This window comes from Gluconacetobacter liquefaciens (assembly GCF_003350405.1).
Classification (GTDB): Bacteria; Pseudomonadota; Alphaproteobacteria; order Acetobacterales; family Acetobacteraceae; genus Gluconacetobacter; species Gluconacetobacter liquefaciens.
In genome coordinates this window covers 1-14,356 of the sequence record NZ_QQAW01000013.1, presented here as the reverse complement: position 1 = coordinate 14,356, position 14,356 = coordinate 1, and the positions used below count along the sequence as shown (strand labels likewise).

Annotated in this window: 11 protein-coding genes; 5 read left to right on the top strand and 6 right to left on the bottom strand. The window is 70.1% G+C overall.

All coding sequences use genetic code 11. The annotated features are described in order from the left end of the window. Positions 1 to 63: 63 nt before the first annotated feature. Positions 64 to 1,083, bottom strand: a complete 1,020-nt coding sequence (locus C7453_RS16465; RefSeq protein ID WP_114729013.1) for an NAD(P)/FAD-dependent oxidoreductase — start codon at positions 1,081 to 1,083, stop codon at positions 64 to 66. Between the two features lie 141 nt (positions 1,084 to 1,224). Here C7453_RS16465 and tsaE point away from each other — a divergent pair, with 141 nt between their 5' ends. From tsaE to trxA, 5 genes are all read left to right on the top strand, one after another. Next, the gene (tsaE, locus tag C7453_RS16460) at positions 1,225 to 1,695 is read left to right on the top strand and encodes a tRNA (adenosine(37)-N6)-threonylcarbamoyltransferase complex ATPase subunit type 1 TsaE (protein WP_114729011.1); all 471 of its coding nucleotides are present in this window, start codon (positions 1,225 to 1,227) and stop codon (positions 1,693 to 1,695) included. Further along, positions 1,692 to 2,462: a nucleotidyltransferase family protein gene (locus tag C7453_RS16455; protein WP_114729126.1), complete on the top strand. Its 771-nt coding sequence runs from the start codon at positions 1,692 to 1,694 to the stop codon at positions 2,460 to 2,462. The genes tsaE and C7453_RS16455 overlap by 4 nt, the downstream gene beginning before the upstream one ends. Next, a complete protein-coding gene (gene addB, locus C7453_RS16450; RefSeq protein WP_114729009.1) occupies positions 2,459 to 5,476 on the top strand; it encodes a double-strand break repair protein AddB in 3,018 nt (1,005 codons plus the stop codon). The genes C7453_RS16455 and addB overlap by 4 nt, the downstream gene beginning before the upstream one ends. Beyond that, positions 5,473 to 8,997, top strand: coding sequence for a double-strand break repair helicase AddA (gene addA, locus C7453_RS16445; RefSeq protein ID WP_114729007.1), 3,525 nt, complete (start codon positions 5,473 to 5,475; stop codon positions 8,995 to 8,997). Before addB ends, addA begins: the two co-directional genes overlap by 4 nt. Positions 8,998 to 9,065: 68 nt before the next feature. Continuing rightward, a complete protein-coding gene (gene trxA / locus C7453_RS16440; RefSeq protein ID WP_114729005.1) occupies positions 9,066 to 9,392 on the top strand; it encodes a thioredoxin TrxA in 327 nt (108 codons plus the stop codon). 99 nt (positions 9,393 to 9,491) lie between these two features. Here trxA and C7453_RS16435 read toward each other — a convergent pair whose 3' ends face one another. From C7453_RS16435 to C7453_RS16415, 5 genes are all read right to left on the bottom strand, one after another. Beyond that, entirely contained in the window at positions 9,492 to 9,725 is a 234-nt protein-coding gene (locus C7453_RS16435) for a hypothetical protein (protein WP_141288988.1), read from the bottom strand. 104 nt (positions 9,726 to 9,829) lie between these two features. Continuing rightward, positions 9,830 to 10,669 carry a hopanoid biosynthesis-associated protein HpnK gene (hpnK, locus tag C7453_RS16430; RefSeq protein ID WP_114729001.1) on the bottom strand — a complete coding sequence of 280 codons (840 nt, stop codon included), beginning with the start codon at positions 10,667 to 10,669 and terminating at the stop codon, positions 9,830 to 9,832. 118 nt (positions 10,670 to 10,787) lie between these two features. Beyond that, entirely contained in the window at positions 10,788 to 12,212 is a 1,425-nt protein-coding gene (hpnJ, locus tag C7453_RS16425) for a hopanoid biosynthesis associated radical SAM protein HpnJ (protein ID WP_114729125.1), read from the bottom strand. 88 nt (positions 12,213 to 12,300) lie between these two features. Continuing rightward, the gene (gene hpnI, locus C7453_RS16420; protein ID WP_114728999.1) at positions 12,301 to 13,479 is read right to left on the bottom strand and encodes a bacteriohopanetetrol glucosamine biosynthesis glycosyltransferase HpnI; all 1,179 of its coding nucleotides are present in this window, start codon (positions 13,477 to 13,479) and stop codon (positions 12,301 to 12,303) included. Positions 13,480 to 13,526: 47 nt separating this feature from the next. After that, positions 13,527 to 14,189 (bottom strand): ABC transporter substrate-binding protein, encoded by a 663-nt coding sequence (locus C7453_RS16415; RefSeq protein WP_114728997.1) that lies wholly within the window; start codon positions 14,187 to 14,189, stop codon positions 13,527 to 13,529. Positions 14,190 to 14,356: the final 167 nt, after the last annotated feature.

Sequence of the window (14,356 nt, the reverse complement as noted above, 5' to 3'; positions counted from 1 at the left end):
CGGCGGGAAATCAAAATCTCCGGAAGGCCGGCGCGCGGCCGGCCCCCGGCGGTGTGTCGTGGGTCAGCCGGGCACGCCCTTGCTGGTGGAGTATTCGAAATGGAGCGCGGTATCGGGCCGCACGATGGGGTGGATGGCGTGGGCGGCCATGGCGGCCTCGCTGAAGCCTTGCAGGATCAGTTTCAGCTTGCCGGGATAGGTGGCCACGTCGCCGATGGCGAACACGCCGGGCAGCGAGGTCTCGCAGCTTGAGGGCACCACGGGGATGGTGCTGCGGATGGAGTCGAGGTCCCATTGGGCGATCGGGCCGAGATCGGTCGACAGGCCGAAGAAGGGGAGCAGGCGGTCGGCTTCCAGCACGCGGGTGTCGCCGTCCAGCGTCGCGACTTCCACGCCGTGCAGCGTGCCGTTGGTGCCGTGCAGGCCGTGGAGCTGGTAGGGGACGATCTTCTCGATGCGGCCGGCGGCGACGGCTTCGTCGAGTTGGCGCAGGCTTTCGGGTGCTGCGCGGAAACGGTCGCGGCGGTGGACCAGAAAGATCTTCTCGGCTTCGTCCTTCAGTGCCAGCGCCCAGTCGATGGCGGAATCGCCGCCGCCGGCGATGACGATGCGGGTGCCGGTGAAATCGGCGCGGCGGCGGACGTAATACTGCACCGCGCCCGTGGCCTCGAAGCCCTCCAGCCCGGCCAGCGGCGGGCGGTTGGGGCCGAAGGCGCCGGCACCGGCGGCGATGATGACGGCGCGGGCGCTGATGACGTCGCCCTTGTCGGTGCGCAGGGTGAAGGCGCCGCGATGGCCCTCCAGCCCCTCGACCCGGCGGCCGAGCAGGCGGGGGACGGCGAAGGGGGCGATCTGCCGGTCCAGGGCCTCGATCAGCGCGCCGCCTTCGATCGCGGGGTGGGCGGGGATGTCGTAGATCGGCTTTTCCGGATAGAGGGCCGCGCATTGGCCGCCGATGCTGTCCAATGCGTCGAGCAGCACGCAATCCAGTTTCAGCATGCCGCATTCGAACGCCGCGAACAGGCCGGTGGGGCCGGCGCCGATGATGGCGACATCGGTCGAGAGGGTGGGGGCGTCGGTCATGTCGGTTCCGTGTTGCTGCGCTGCTGAACGATCAGGGCTTCGGTTGTGCGGTCTGTTTTCGCCGAGTGCAAGATGGGCGGATAGGAGGGCGGGGAAAACGGGGTCTTGTGCCCCTGCCGGGGCGGTGGGCATCATGACCGGATGCAAGAACTGACCATCGATTTACCCGACCAGCACGCGACGGAGGACCTGGCCCGGCGGCTGGCCGGCGCGGCGCGGCCGGGGGATGCCATCCTGCTCTCCGGGGTGCTGGGGGCCGGGAAGAGCGTGTTTTCCCGCGCTTTCCTGCGGGCGGCCTGTGGGGACCCTGACATGGAAGTGCCGAGCCCGACCTATACGCTGGTGCAGAGTTACGACGCGCCGGGGGGGGCGATCGCGCATTTCGATCTGTGGCGGCTGGCGGGGCCGGAGGGGCTGCATGAACTGGGCTGGGACGATGCGTGCGAGGGCATCGTGCTGGTGGAATGGCCCGATCGGCTGGGGGCGCTGGCGCCGGCGGATGCGCTGCGGATTACGCTGTCGGTGACGGGCGAGGAGACGCGCGGGGCGCGGATCGAAGGCTGGGACGGACGGCCGGTATGGGCCGGACTGGCGGCGGGGAGGTCGGCATGAGCATTGCGATGCCACAGAAGGCGATGCTGTTCGCGGCCGGCGCCGGCAGCCGGATGCGGCCGCTGACCGAGGAGACGGCCAAGCCGCTGCTGACGGTGGATGGGCGCCCGATACTGGACCATGTGCTGGACCGGCTGGAGACGGCCGGGGTGCCGGAGGTGGTGGTGAATGTGTGCTGGCAGGCCGGCAAGGTGCGTGCCGCGTTGTGTGCCCGCGCCGAGGCCGGGCGGGGGCCGCATGTGACGATCCGGGCCGAGGAGACGTTGCTGGAAAGTGGCGGCAGCGCCGCCGCCGCGTTGCGGGATGGGGCGCTGGGGCCGGAGCCGTTCTTTCTGTTGAATGGCGATTCCCTCTGGCTGAACGGGCCGGTGGCGGCGTTGCGCCGGCTGGCCGCCGCGTTCGACCCCGCGCGGATGGATGCGTTGCTGCTGCTGGCGCGGACCAGTCTGGCGGTGGGGGCGGTGGGGCAGGGGGATTTTACCTCCGATCCGGACGGGCGGCTGTGCCGGGCGGAGCCGGGGATGGTGACGCCCTACGTTTTTGCCGGTGTGCAACTGGCGACGCCGGCCCTGTTCGCCGATGCCCCGCCGGGGCCGTTCAGCCTGAATCTGCTTTGGGATCGCGCCATCGCGCGGGGGCGGCTGTACGGGATCGTGCATGATTCGGTGTGGTGCCATCTGTCCCGGCCGGAGGATCTGCCGGCGGCGACGCGGGCGCTGCGTCTGGCGCGGGAGCCGGATGCGGCCGAGCGGGACGCCGCGTCGTGAGCCTGATTGCCACCGTTCCGCCGCATGTGCCGTTTCTGGACGAGATCGCGGCACGCTGGATGGCGGGGGTGGAGGACGATCCGCAACGCAGTGGTGACGGGCTGATCCTGTTGCCCAGTCGTCGCGCCGCGCGTGCGCTGACCGAGGCGTTTCTGCGGCGGGCGGATGGGCGGCCGCTTTTGCTGCCGCGGATTGCGCCGCTGGGGAGTCTGGACGAGGCCGGGCTGGCGCTGTCGGGGGATATGGCGCTGGATCTGCCGCCTGCTGTCGAGCCGCTGCGGCGGCTGGCGACGCTGGCGCTGCTGATCCTGAGGGCGGGGGATGCGTTCGGGGAGGTTCTGTCGCTGGACCAGGCTTGGCCGCTGGCGCGGGCGCTGGCCGAGCTGATGGACGATGCCGAGTGGGCGGAGTGCGATCTGGCCGAGACGCTGCCGCTGGCGGCGGATGGGGATTTTGCGGAACATTGGCGGGAGACGCTGCGGTTTCTCTCGATCGTCACCAGTGTGTGGCCGGCGTGGCTGGCTGAGCAGGGGGTGATGAATCCGGCGGCGCGGCAGGTGGCGCTGCTGCGGGCGCAGGCGGAACGCTGGCGTGCGACACCGGATGCGGAATCGCGTTTGTGGGCCGTGGGATTTACCGATGCGGTGCCGGCCGTGCGCGACGTGCTGGATGCGGTGCTGGGCCGGGCCGGGGGGCGGCTGGTGCTGCCGTGGGTGGATCTGTCGCTGGACGAGGCGATCTGGGCGGCGTTGCCGGACGGGCATCCGCAGGCGGGGCTGGCGCGGTTGCTGGGCGGGTTGGAGCGGACGCGGGCCGATCTGGCGGTGTGGGAGGGAACGGCGGAGGTGCCCGTGTCCTGCCCAGCGGCGCGGGGCGGGGTGCTGGCGCGGGCGTTGCTGCCGGCGGCGGCGCTGGGTGACTGGCTGGGCGACGAGGGCGTGGTGGCGCTGGACGGGGTGTCGGTGCTGCGGGCCGCCGACCAGCAGGAGGAGGCTGCCGCGATCGCGCTGGTGTTGCGGCAGGCGATCGTGACGCCGGGACGGCGGGCGGCGCTGGTAACGCCGGATCGGGGGCTGGCCGGGCGGGTGGCGGTGGAACTGGCGCGCTGGGGCGTGGTGGCGGATGACAGCGCGGGCGAGCCGCTGCATGCGACGCCGCCGGCCGTGTTCCTGCGCCTGCTGGCGCGGGCGGCGTCCGGCGGGTTGTCGCCGGTGGCGCTGCTGTCGCTGCTGAAGCATCCTCTGGCGGCTTGCGGGCTGGCGCCGGGGGCGTGCCGTGCTTCGGCGCGGTTGCTGGAGCGGGCGTTGCTGCGGGGGCCGGCGCCTCGGCCGGGATTCGCGGGGTTGCGCGACCGGTTGGCGGCGGCGCGGGATGATGCCCATGGCGCGCTGGCGGATCGGCCGGATGCGCCGGAGGATCTGGCGGGGTTCGTCGATCGGCTGGAGCGGTGTCTGGCGCCGGTGCTGGAGTTTGGCGCAGCGGGGAGCCGGCCGGTGGGCGATCTGCTGACCGGGTTGATCGCGGCGGCGGAGGCGCTGGCCGCGACGGACGAGAAATCGGGTGCCGACCGGTTGTGGGCGGGTGAGGACGGGAACGCGCTGGGGCAGCATCTGGCGGGGATGGTGGCGTTCTGCGACGTGCTGCCGGCGCAGCCGGGGTGGGTGCTGGAAGGGGTGTTGACCGCTTCGATGGGTGGGCTGTCCGTACGCTCGCGGCGCGGGTTGCGGGGACGGAGCGAGCATGCGCTGCATCCGCGCATCTTTATCTGGGGCCTGATGGAAGCGCGGTTGCAGTCGGTCGAGACCATGGTGCTCGGTGGGCTGGTGGAGGGCGTGTGGCCGCCGGCGACCGATCCGGGGCCGTGGATGAGCCGGCCGATGCGGGCGCGGGTGGGCCTGCCTTCGCCCGAGCGGGCGATCGGGCAGGCGGCGCATGATTTCGTGGCCTGCGGCTGTGCGGCGGGGGAGGTCGTGCTGTCGGTGCCCGGCCGGCGGGACGGGGCGCCGACCGTGCCGGCGCGGTGGCTGGTGCGGCTGGATGCGTTTCTCGCCGGGCGGGGGCAGGCGGTGCCGGCGCATCCGGCTTTGGCGTGGCTGGGACGGCTGGACCGGCCGGTGGAGGCGCCGCGCCCGGTGGCGCCGCCTCGGCCCTGCCCGCCGGTGGACTGGCGGCCGCGCCGGCTGACGATTACCGAGATCGAGACCTGGATGCGCGACCCGTATGCGATCCATGCGCGGCATATTCTGGACTTGCGCCGGCTGAAGGAGATCGAGGAGCCGGCGGATGCGGCCGATTACGGCACCATCGTGCATGCCGCGCTGGATCGCTGGTGCCGCCAGCCGGCGGGAGAGCGGGCGGACGAGGCCGGGTTGCGGGCGCTGTTTGCCGAGGCGCTGGCCGAGGCGCGGCTGCGGCCGGCGCTGGCGGCGTGGTGGGCGCCGCGACTGGAGCGGATTGCATCCTGGGTGATCGCCACCGAGGCCGCGCGGGCGGCCGGCGAGGGGCCGCCGATCGTGCTGACGCGCACCGAGCAGAGCGGCAAGGCGACGCTGAACGACCTGCCGGGCGGGCCATTCCTGCTGCGCGGGCGGGCCGACCGGATCGACCGCGATGCGGCGGGGGCGCTGGTGCTGATCGACTACAAGACCGGGACGTTGCCGAACCGCAAGACGGTGGTGGCGGGGTGGTCGTCGCAACTGGTGCTGGAGGCGGCGATGGCCGAACGCGGGGCTTTCGGGCCGGAACTGGCGGGGCCGGCGCGTGAACTGGCCTATTGGCGGCTGACCGGCGGGGCCGAGGCCGGGAAGATCCTGCCGCTGGCCGAGGGGGACGCGCTGGCCGCGCTGATCGAGGGCGCGTGGGAAAGCCTGCGGGGGCTGATTGCGATGTATGACGATCCGGACCAGCCTTATCTGTCGCATCCGCACCCCGGTGAGAGCCCACGTTTTGCCGATTATGCGCGGCTGGCGCGGGTGGCGGAGTGGAGTGCCGCGCGCGACGAGGCCGCGCCATGAACGTGACCTCGCGCGATGCGATCGGGCTGGCCAATGCGCGGCAGGCCGAGGCTTCGGACCCGGAAGCCTCGGTTTTCGTCTCGGCTTCGGCGGGGAGCGGCAAGACCAAGCTGCTGATCGACCGGCTGTTGCGGCTGATGCTGCCGCGCGTGGGACCGGAGGGGGTGATGCTGCCGGGGTCGGACCCGTCGCGCATCCAATGCCTGACTTTTACCAAGGCGGCGGCGGCGGAAATGGCGATCCGGCTCCAGAACCGGCTGGGGCGGTGGGTGACGCTGCCTGACGGGGAACTGGACCGCGAACTGGCGGCGCTGTCGGTGCCGCCCGGCGAGGCGGCGCGGCGGGCGGCGCGGGAACTGTTCGCCCGTGTGCTCGATCTGCCGGGGGGGATGCGGATCGGCACCATTCACGCTTTCTGCCAGTCGCTGTTGCGGCGTTTTCCGGTGGAGGCGGCGATCAGCCCGCATTTCACGCTGGTCGAGGATGCCGATGCGCGGATGGCGCTGGGCGAGGCCGTGGAAGCGGTGGTCGGCGCGGGCGGCGATTCCGTGGCGCTGCTGGCCGGGCAGGTGATGGTGGGGGCGTTCGCGGCGCTGGTCGGCGGCTTGCAGGCGCAGATGCGGCGGTTGCGGCCGGTGGTCGAGCGGCTGGCGGTGGATCGTGCCGGCGTCGAGGCCGCGATGATGCGCGTGCTGGGGGTGCGGAGCCGCGATGAAGAGTCGCTGCGTCATGCCGCCTGCGTGCCGCCGGACGAGGCGCATCTGCGCGCTGTGCTGCGGGTGGTGGCGGAGGATGGGCCGGCCGGCGCGCGGCGTACGGCGGTGGGGATGCTCGACTGGCTGGCGTTGCCGCCGGACGGGCGGGCCGCGCGCTGGGATGTGTGGCGCGCGGCGCTGGTGACGAAGGAGAACGAGCCGCGCAAGCGCGGGGGGCTGAGCGCGAAATTCGACGCCGAGCATGAGGGGGTGTGCGACGCGCTGGTGGCCGAGGCCGGGCGCGTGATCGCCATAGACGAGGAATGCCGGGCCATTGCCCTGCTGCGGGCCAGCATGGCGCTGCTGGATGTCGCGGTGCCGGTGCTGCTGCGTTACGGCGACCGCAAGCGGGGGCAGGGGCTGGTCGATTATGACGATCTGATCGAGCGGACGCTGGATCTGCTGAAAGATCCCGGTGCGGCCTGGGTGTTGTACAAGCTGGATGGCGGCATCGATCATCTGCTGCTGGACGAGGTGCAGGATACCTCGCCCGACCAGTGGGCGATCGCGGGTGGGCTGACGGCGGAATTCTTTGCCGGGGCGGGGGCGCGGGAGCCGGATGCGGCGCCGCGTACGCTGTTTGCCGTGGGGGATTACAAACAGTCGATCTATTCGTTTCAGGGGGCGGACCCCGAGGCATTCCGGCTGTGGCGGGCGCGGTTCCGCCAGCGCGTGGAGGAGGCGGGGAGCCCGTGGAAGGAGCCGGCGCTGACGGTTTCGTTCCGCTCCACCGCGCCGGTGCTGAATCTGGTCGATGCCGTCTTTGCCCTGCCGGACGCGGCACGGGGGCTGGTGGAGCCGGGTGGGGAGGTGCCGGTGCATCTGTCCGCGCGGCCGGGGCAGGGCGGCCGGGTCGAGTTGTGGCCGCTGATGCCGGTGGAGGATGACGGGGGGGAGGCCGATCCGTGGCGGGCGCCGCGCGAGAATGCGGGGCAGTCCACGGCGGCGCAGCGTCTGGCGGATGCGCTGGCGGCGTGGATCGTCGCCGAACTGCGCCGGCCGCCCGAGCCGGGGCAAGCGCCGCTGACGCCGGGTGACGTGCTGGTGCTGGTGCCCCGGCGCTCGGCCTTCGTGCGGGCGTTGATCCGGGCGCTGAAGACGCATGACGTGCCGGTGGCTACCCTGGTGCGGACCGGGCTGGTGGATCAGGTGGCGGTGCAGGACCTGATGGCGCTGTGCGATGCGCTGCTGTTGCCGCAGGACGATCTGACGCTGGCCTGCGTGCTGACCTCGCCGCTGGGCGGGGTGTCGGATGACAGCCTGATGGCGCTGGCGGCCGGGCGGGGCGAGCAGCCGCTCTGGGCCGCGCTGCGGCGGCGGCATGCGGAGCGGCCGGAATGGCAGGCGGCGTGGACCATGCTGGAGACGCTGTTTCGGCAGGTGGATTATGCCTCGCCCTACGGGCTGCTTTCCACGGCGCTGGGGACGCTGGGGGGGCGGGCGCGGCTGCTGGCGCGGCTGGGGCCGGAGGCGGCCGAGCCGGTGGACGAGCTGCTCTCGGCCGCGCTGCGCTATGAATCGCTGCATCCGGCGTCGCTTCAGGGGTTCCTGCACTGGCTGCGGGCCTCGCAGGAAACGGTGAAGCGCGAGCCCGACGCCGCGGCCGACATGGTGCGGGTGATGACCGCCCATGGCGCCAAGGGATTGCAGGCGCGGCTGGTGATTTTGCCCGACACGGTGGGGGCCGCGAAATACGATGGCGGTATCGTCTGGGGGCGCGATGACGTCTCCGGGCTGGAGGTGCCGGTGTGGGTGCCGCGCGCCGAGATGGGTGTGGACGTGACCGGCGCATTGCAGCGCACGATCCGCGAGGCGGCGGCCGAGGAATATCATCGGCTGCTTTATGTGGCGCTGACGCGGGCCAGCGACCGGCTGGTGGTCTGTGGCTGGCAGCAGAAGCGCACCGTGGCCGAGGATTGCTGGTATAGCCTGTGCCGGCAGGGGTTCGAGCAGGCGGGGGCGGAGGAACGGCCGTTCGATCTGGGCTGGGAGGGGACGCGGCTGGTGCTGGAGGCGCCGGCGGCCGTGCCCTCGACGGAGAAGCGGGCGGCGCGTGCCGAGGCCGTGCCGGCGGCGCTGCCGGACTGGATGGGCAGCGCGCCGGGGTGGAAGGCCACGCCGCCGCCGGTGGAAGCGGCCCTGATGCGGCCGCTGGTGCCCAGCCGGCCGGACGATGCGCCGCTGGGGCCGCAGCCGGCCGTGCGCTCGCCGCTGGCCATTGCGCAGGCACGGCGGCCGGCCGCGCGCGAGCAGGCGTTGCGACGCGGTGAGATCGTGCATGCGCTGCTGCAATATCTGCCCGATCATCCGCCCGCGCGGCGGCGGGAGGTGGCGCTGGCCTGGCTGGCGCGGCCGGGCAATGGGCTGGACCCGGCCGAGCAGGCGCGGATTGCCGGGCAGGTGCTGGCGGTGATGGACGAGCCGGCGCTGGCCCCCCTGTTCGGCCCCGGCAGCCGGGCGGAGCAGCCGGTGGCGGGTGTAGCCGGGGGCAGCGTGATCGTGGGACAGGTGGACCGGATGGTCGTCTGCCCGGACGCGGTGCTGCTGTGCGACTTCAAGACCAACCGGCTGCCGCCGAAGGACGTGGAGTCGACATCGGTGCTGTATCTGCGCCAGATGGCGTCGTACCGGGCGCTGATGGCTGCCCTCTATCCTGATCGGCCGGTTCGATGCACCCTTGTCTGGACCGAGGAGGTCCGGATTATGCCGTTGCCCGATTCGCTGCTGTTGCGGCATGCGCCCGACGCGGTGCCGGACGGACCGTAACTTGAATCCCGGTGGTCCGGCGCCATGTGCAGGCAGAGGGCCGCCAACGAAGCCCGAGGAGTGATGTGATGAGCGAGAATACCGTGGCCGTCAGCGATGCCACTTTCGAAAGCGATGTCCTGAAGGCCGAAGGGCCGGTGCTGGTCGATTTCTGGGCCGAATGGTGCGGCCCGTGCAAGATGATCGCCCCGGCGCTGGAAGAGATCGGCGCCGAGTTCAAGGGCAAGCTGACGGTTGCCAAGGTGAATATCGACGACAACCCCAATACGCCCAACGCTTATGCCGTGCGCGGGATTCCCACGCTGATCCTGTTCAAGGACGGCAAGCCGGCGGCGACGAAAGTCGGGGCGCTGCCGAAGAGCCAGCTTAAGGAATGGGTCAAGAGCAGCATCTGAGGCTTTGACCGGCGGGGGAGGCTGGGGCTCTGCCCCGGACCCCGCCAAAGGCCGGCGGCCTTTGGAAACCGATTCGTTGTTCTTTGAGCGGTGATGGCGTTACCAGGGGGCGCGGCCTGTGTTCTGGGCGCGGTTGTAGCCGACCAGAATGACCACGACGACGATCACGATCATGATCGGCAACGGAACGTGGCGCATGATCCGGTAGAGGGTCGAATACAGCATTGCGTTGTACATCGTGTGGACGATGCGGCCCGCGAACGCATGGGACGCGGCGTGGCCGGCGTAGCTCGACGCTTGAAAGAGCCCATGTGCGGCGGAATGAAAGCGCATCGTCATCTCCCTTGCGGAGAGAGCATAGCATGAATGCCCGCTGATCCGTTTGGGAGCCTGACGGAAAATGGGGGCTGGTCAGCGAGGGTGCCGCGCAGGCGGAATCAGTTGGACCAGCTTGTGGGGATGGCGTGGCAATGCGCCAGCCCGGCGCGGAAGCCGGGGCTGCATAGGGCCGCCAGTTCGCCCTGGTGGTCGTAGGTCGGCATCAGCTTTTGCAGCAGCGCGTCCTTGGCCGTGGCCGGGTGGAAATAGATTTCCGACAGGCCTTCGGGCAGGTGGGCGGCCAGGGCGGCGACGCGGTCGGCGGTCATGTGGCCGCTCCACGCGATGCCGAAGCACCAGTCGTTGGTGCGCAGGCCGGCCTTGCGGGCCTGATGGCGCAGAAGGCCGGTCCAGCGGCGCAGGGCGGCCGAGCCCATCGAATCGTTATAGGTGCCGGCCGCGATGAGCGGTTCGGGCGGTTCCAGCGGCACGCGGACGGCTTGCAGGCCGTGGCGCAGGCCGCTTTCGATCAGGTATCTGCCCACCGTAGGGTGCAGGTGCATGTGCTTGTGTGCGTTGGCGTGGTCCAGCCGCAGGCCGGTGCGGGCGAAGGCGGCGAACTGGGCCTCGATCTCCTGCGCCAGTTGCAGGCGCACGTCGGGGCGGAAGAAATAGCGGATGCCCAGATCGAGCTGGTCGGAGGGGAATTGTCCGTTGGCATCGACCAGCAGGGGGATTTCGGCGGGCGGCAGGATGGCCGGCCCTTCGATGACCACCAGATGCAGCCCGACATGGAGGCCGGGCAGGCGGCGGGCGCGCGCGATGGCGTCCTCGGCCGCCGGGCCGGCGACCATGAGGCTGGCGGTGGAGAGCAGCCCGTCGCGATGGGCGATCTCGATGGCTTCGTTGACCTCTTCCGACAGACCGAAATCGTCGGCGGAGATGATCACCTGCTTCATGGTGCGATCCGGTAAGCGGTGTAGCTCGGGACCGGGCAGGGCCTTTCGGCCCCGCCCTCCACGAATGGGTTTCCAAAGGGCGACTGCCCTTTGGTGGGTCAAGGGCAAAGCCCTTGAATCAGGCCGCGCGGCGATCCTTGAGGAACTGGAAGAACTCGACGCCTTCGCGCAGGCGGCGCTTCATCATCTGCGGGCTGCGCACCATCTCGTTGACGATGGAGGCGATCTTCGGGGCGCGGAAATAGAATTTCCGGTAGAATTCCTCGACGCCCTTGAAGATTTCCTCATGCGACAGATGGGGGTAGTGCAGCGGAGCCATCTGCACGCCGTTCTCGTCGATCAGCTCGGCGTTGCTCTCGTCCAGCCAGCCGTTCTCGGTCGCCTGCTTGTGCAGGAAGGTGCCGGGATAGGGCGCGGCCAGCGAGACCTGGAGCGTGTGGGGGTTGATCTCGGTGGCGAACTTGATCGTCTCCTGGATCGTTTCCCGCGTTTCGCCCGGCAGGCCGAGGATGAAGGTGCCGTGGATCTTGATGCCCAACTCGTGGCAGTTCTTGGTGAACTCGCGGGCCGTTTCGACGCGCATGCCCTTCTTGATGTTGTGCAGGATCTGCTGGTTGCCGCTCTCGTAACCGACCAGCAGCAGGCGCAGGCCGTTGGCCTTGAGCACTTCCAGCGTCTTGCGGGGCACATTGGCCTTGGCGTTGCACGACCAGGTGACGCCCAGCTTGCCGAGTTCCTTCGCGATAGCCTCGGCGCGCGGCAGGTCGTCGGTGAAGGTGTCGTCGTCGAAGAAGAATTCCTTCACCTGCGGGAAATACTGCTTCGCCAGACGGATTTCGGCCGCCACATGCTCGGGGCTGCGGGTGCGGTAATGGTGGCCGCCGACCGTCTGCGGCCACAGGCAGAAGGTGCAGCGCGATTTGCAGCCGCGGCCGGTATAGATCGAGATATACGGGTGCATCAGGTACCCGATGAAGTAGTCCTCGATCTTGAGGTCGCGCTTGTAGACCTCGGTCACGAACGGCAGGCTGTCCATGTTCTCGATGATCGCGCGGTCGCGGTTATGGACGATCTCGCCGGCCTCGTTGCGCCAGGAGATGCCGTCGACCTCGGCGAAGGGGCGGCCTTCGGCGATTTCCTTGATCGTGAAATCGAACTCGTTGCGGGCGACGAAATCGACCGGGCCGCCCTTGAGCAGGCTTTCCTCGGGCTGGACGGCGACCTTGGCGCCGACCATGCCGATCTTGAGCTTGGGGTTCGCGTCCTTGAGCATCTGCGCCACCTTCACGTCCGACGCGAAGGACGGGGTGGAGGTGTGCATGATGACCAGGTCGCGGTTGCGCACGTCGTCGAGGATCGGCTCCATGCCCATGCGCGCCGGGGGGGCGTCGATCAGGCGGCTGCCCTCGACCAGGGCGGCGGGCTGGGCCAGCCAGGTGGGGTACCAGAACGACCGGATCTCGCGCTTCGCCTGGTAGCGGGAGCCGGCGCCGCCGTCGAACCCGTCGAAGGAGGGGGGCTGAAGAAACAGGGTTCTCAACATGGTCATGGTACGCTGATCCTCGGACGTGGGGAGAACAGGCCCGGCACGGCCGTCTTCTCGGTCTGTCTGTTGATGTCGTGGCGGGCGGTTATTCGCCCGGCACGACCGGATGGGTAGGTGGCGCTATAGCCGAATGTGGTGTGATATGCATCGTCTGTCCACGCCAGGCAACGCGCGTGCCGCTGACGCTGCCGACCATGATGGCGGCCGACAGCCAGTCGCGCACCGGCAGGAGCAGAAGCGGAACCAGGCTGCGCTGGGCCAGCAGCCGGTCGGTAAAGAACGCGCAGACCGCCCGGATGGCCCACACGGAGAAGAAGACCCACCATGTCCAGGATGCATGGGGGTTCATCAGGACGCTGACCCCGGCCCAGAACAGCGGCAACTGGATGGCCGACGCGGCATAGCCCGCCGGCTCCAGCGTCTTGACCGTGCGGCCCCAGCGCAGTTCGTGCGTCAGCACGTCGCCGAAGCTGGCCTCGCCCACCGTGGTCCAGGTCATGCACGGGGCGATGGCGATGTGCAGGCCGCGCTCGCGCACCAGGCGGCCCAGCATGGCGTCGTCGGCGATGTGGGGGGCCAGGACCTTCAGCCCGCCGACGGCATCGAGCGTCTCGCGCCGCAGGGCCATGGTGGCGCCCAGGCAATCCTGCCGGCCGAGATAGCGCGAGAGCATCACGCCGGGCAGGAAATTATGGTTGATCTGGCAGGCGGCGAGCAGGCGCGGCAGGCTGCGCGAGGCCGGCAGGCCGGCATAGAGCGTGGTGGCCAGCCCCACGCCGGGCTGGGCCAGCGCGTGGACGACATGGCGCAGATAGTCCGGCGCCACGTGGATATCCGAGTCGGAAATGACCAGAAGATCGTGCCGCGCGCGGGGCAGCATGTTGATCAGGTTGCCGATCTTGCGGTTGACGCCATGCACGGTCGGGTCGACCACCAGGTCGATATCGCGCGTGGGGTGGCGCTGGCGCAGGCGGCGGACGATCGCGATGGCGGGGTCGCCGGCATCCTGCACGCCGAAGACGATCTGGAAGTGCGGATAATCCTGCGTGCAGAAGCTTTCCAGCGCCTCTTCCAGCAGCGGCTCGTCGCCATGCAGCGGCTTGAGGACCGTGACGGGGGGGAGCGAGGCGCCCGGTGGTACCCGTTCCTCCCGCCAGCGGAAGCGCGCCAGCAATCCGGTGCCCAGCCCTGCCTGAACGCAGCCGGCGGCCGCGACCAAGGCGGCGAGACCGGCGGGGGAAACAAGGGCTTGCAAGGCGGACATCAGCGTTCCGGTGAGGGGTGGTGGGACGGGGGCGGTGTGGCGGGCGTTCAGTCGTCAGAGAACGCCTTCACCTTTTTCTGTAGCAGGGCAATGAGATTCTGGACATTCCCCGATGAGAGTGTCGCGCTGAAATCGGACCTCTGGGCTGCGACCTGACTGATATGCGCGTTCAGCAACACGTCCACGATGCGCCAGCCCTGCGGGCCGGAGCGCATGACGTAGTCGATTTCGGTGCCGTCGGCATCCTCGGCCGAGCCGATATGGGTGGTCACGATCTGGTCGCTGCCCACCGGCGAGGGGCGGGGCGTGGGGTCGATGGTGAAGCGCGCGTCGCCGCCCGGTTTGAAGCTGGAGACGTAGCGGGCCACCGTGAACTGGCGGAACACGTCGGCAAGCTGCTGCTTGTCGGCATCGCTGAAGCTGGCATAGCGCAGGCCGACGGAGGCGCGCAGCACGGTTGCGAGATCGTAGACCTTGTCGACCACCGGGGCGAGCGTCTGCGTACGCTGCGCGAAGCTGCCGCTGTTGCGGGCCTGGATCTGGCCCAGGGCGGCATAGAGCGCGCTGACGGGCGCCGTGATTGCGGCGGCCGGTGCGGACTGGGCCAGCGCCGGGGCTGCGGGCAGCAGCGGGAGCGCCACCGGCGCCGCCCCGAGGACGGTGCCGAGTGCAAGGGAGAGAGAGAATGTCATACGGCGCATAACAGTCATGCTTTCAGTCCGATCGTCGCCTTGAGCTGGGGATGGGCGCTCTCTTCGAGGCCCAGTGCGTGCAGGGCGGTGGCTGCGATGGCGGTGGCGTCGAGGCCTGCCTCGCGATACTGGGCGTCCTGCGTGTTGTGGTCGATGAAGCGGTCGGGGAGCGTCATCGGGCGGAA

Bases quoted from the DNA above. Each gene is read 5' to 3' on its own strand.
- C7453_RS16465 (WP_114729013.1), bottom strand. From the start codon at position 1,083: ATGACCGACGCCCCCACCCTCTCGACCGATGTCGCCATCATCGGCGCC.
- tsaE (WP_114729011.1), top strand. From the start codon at position 1,225: ATGCAAGAACTGACCATCGATTTACCCGACCAGCACGCGACGGAGGAC.
- C7453_RS16455 (WP_114729126.1), top strand. From the start codon at position 1,692: ATGAGCATTGCGATGCCACAGAAGGCGATGCTGTTCGCGGCCGGCGCC.
- addA (WP_114729007.1), top strand. From the start codon at position 5,473: ATGAACGTGACCTCGCGCGATGCGATCGGGCTGGCCAATGCGCGGCAG.
- trxA (WP_114729005.1), top strand. From the start codon at position 9,066: ATGAGCGAGAATACCGTGGCCGTCAGCGATGCCACTTTCGAAAGCGAT.
- C7453_RS16435 (WP_141288988.1), bottom strand. From the start codon at position 9,725: ATGCGCTTTCATTCCGCCGCACATGGGCTCTTTCAAGCGTCGAGCTAC.
- hpnK (WP_114729001.1), bottom strand. From the start codon at position 10,669: ATGAAGCAGGTGATCATCTCCGCCGACGATTTCGGTCTGTCGGAAGAG.
- hpnJ (WP_114729125.1), bottom strand. From the start codon at position 12,212: ATGTTGAGAACCCTGTTTCTTCAGCCCCCCTCCTTCGACGGGTTCGAC.
- hpnI (WP_114728999.1), bottom strand. From the start codon at position 13,479: ATGTCCGCCTTGCAAGCCCTTGTTTCCCCCGCCGGTCTCGCCGCCTTG.
- C7453_RS16415 (WP_114728997.1), bottom strand. From the start codon at position 14,189: ATGACTGTTATGCGCCGTATGACATTCTCTCTCTCCCTTGCACTCGGC.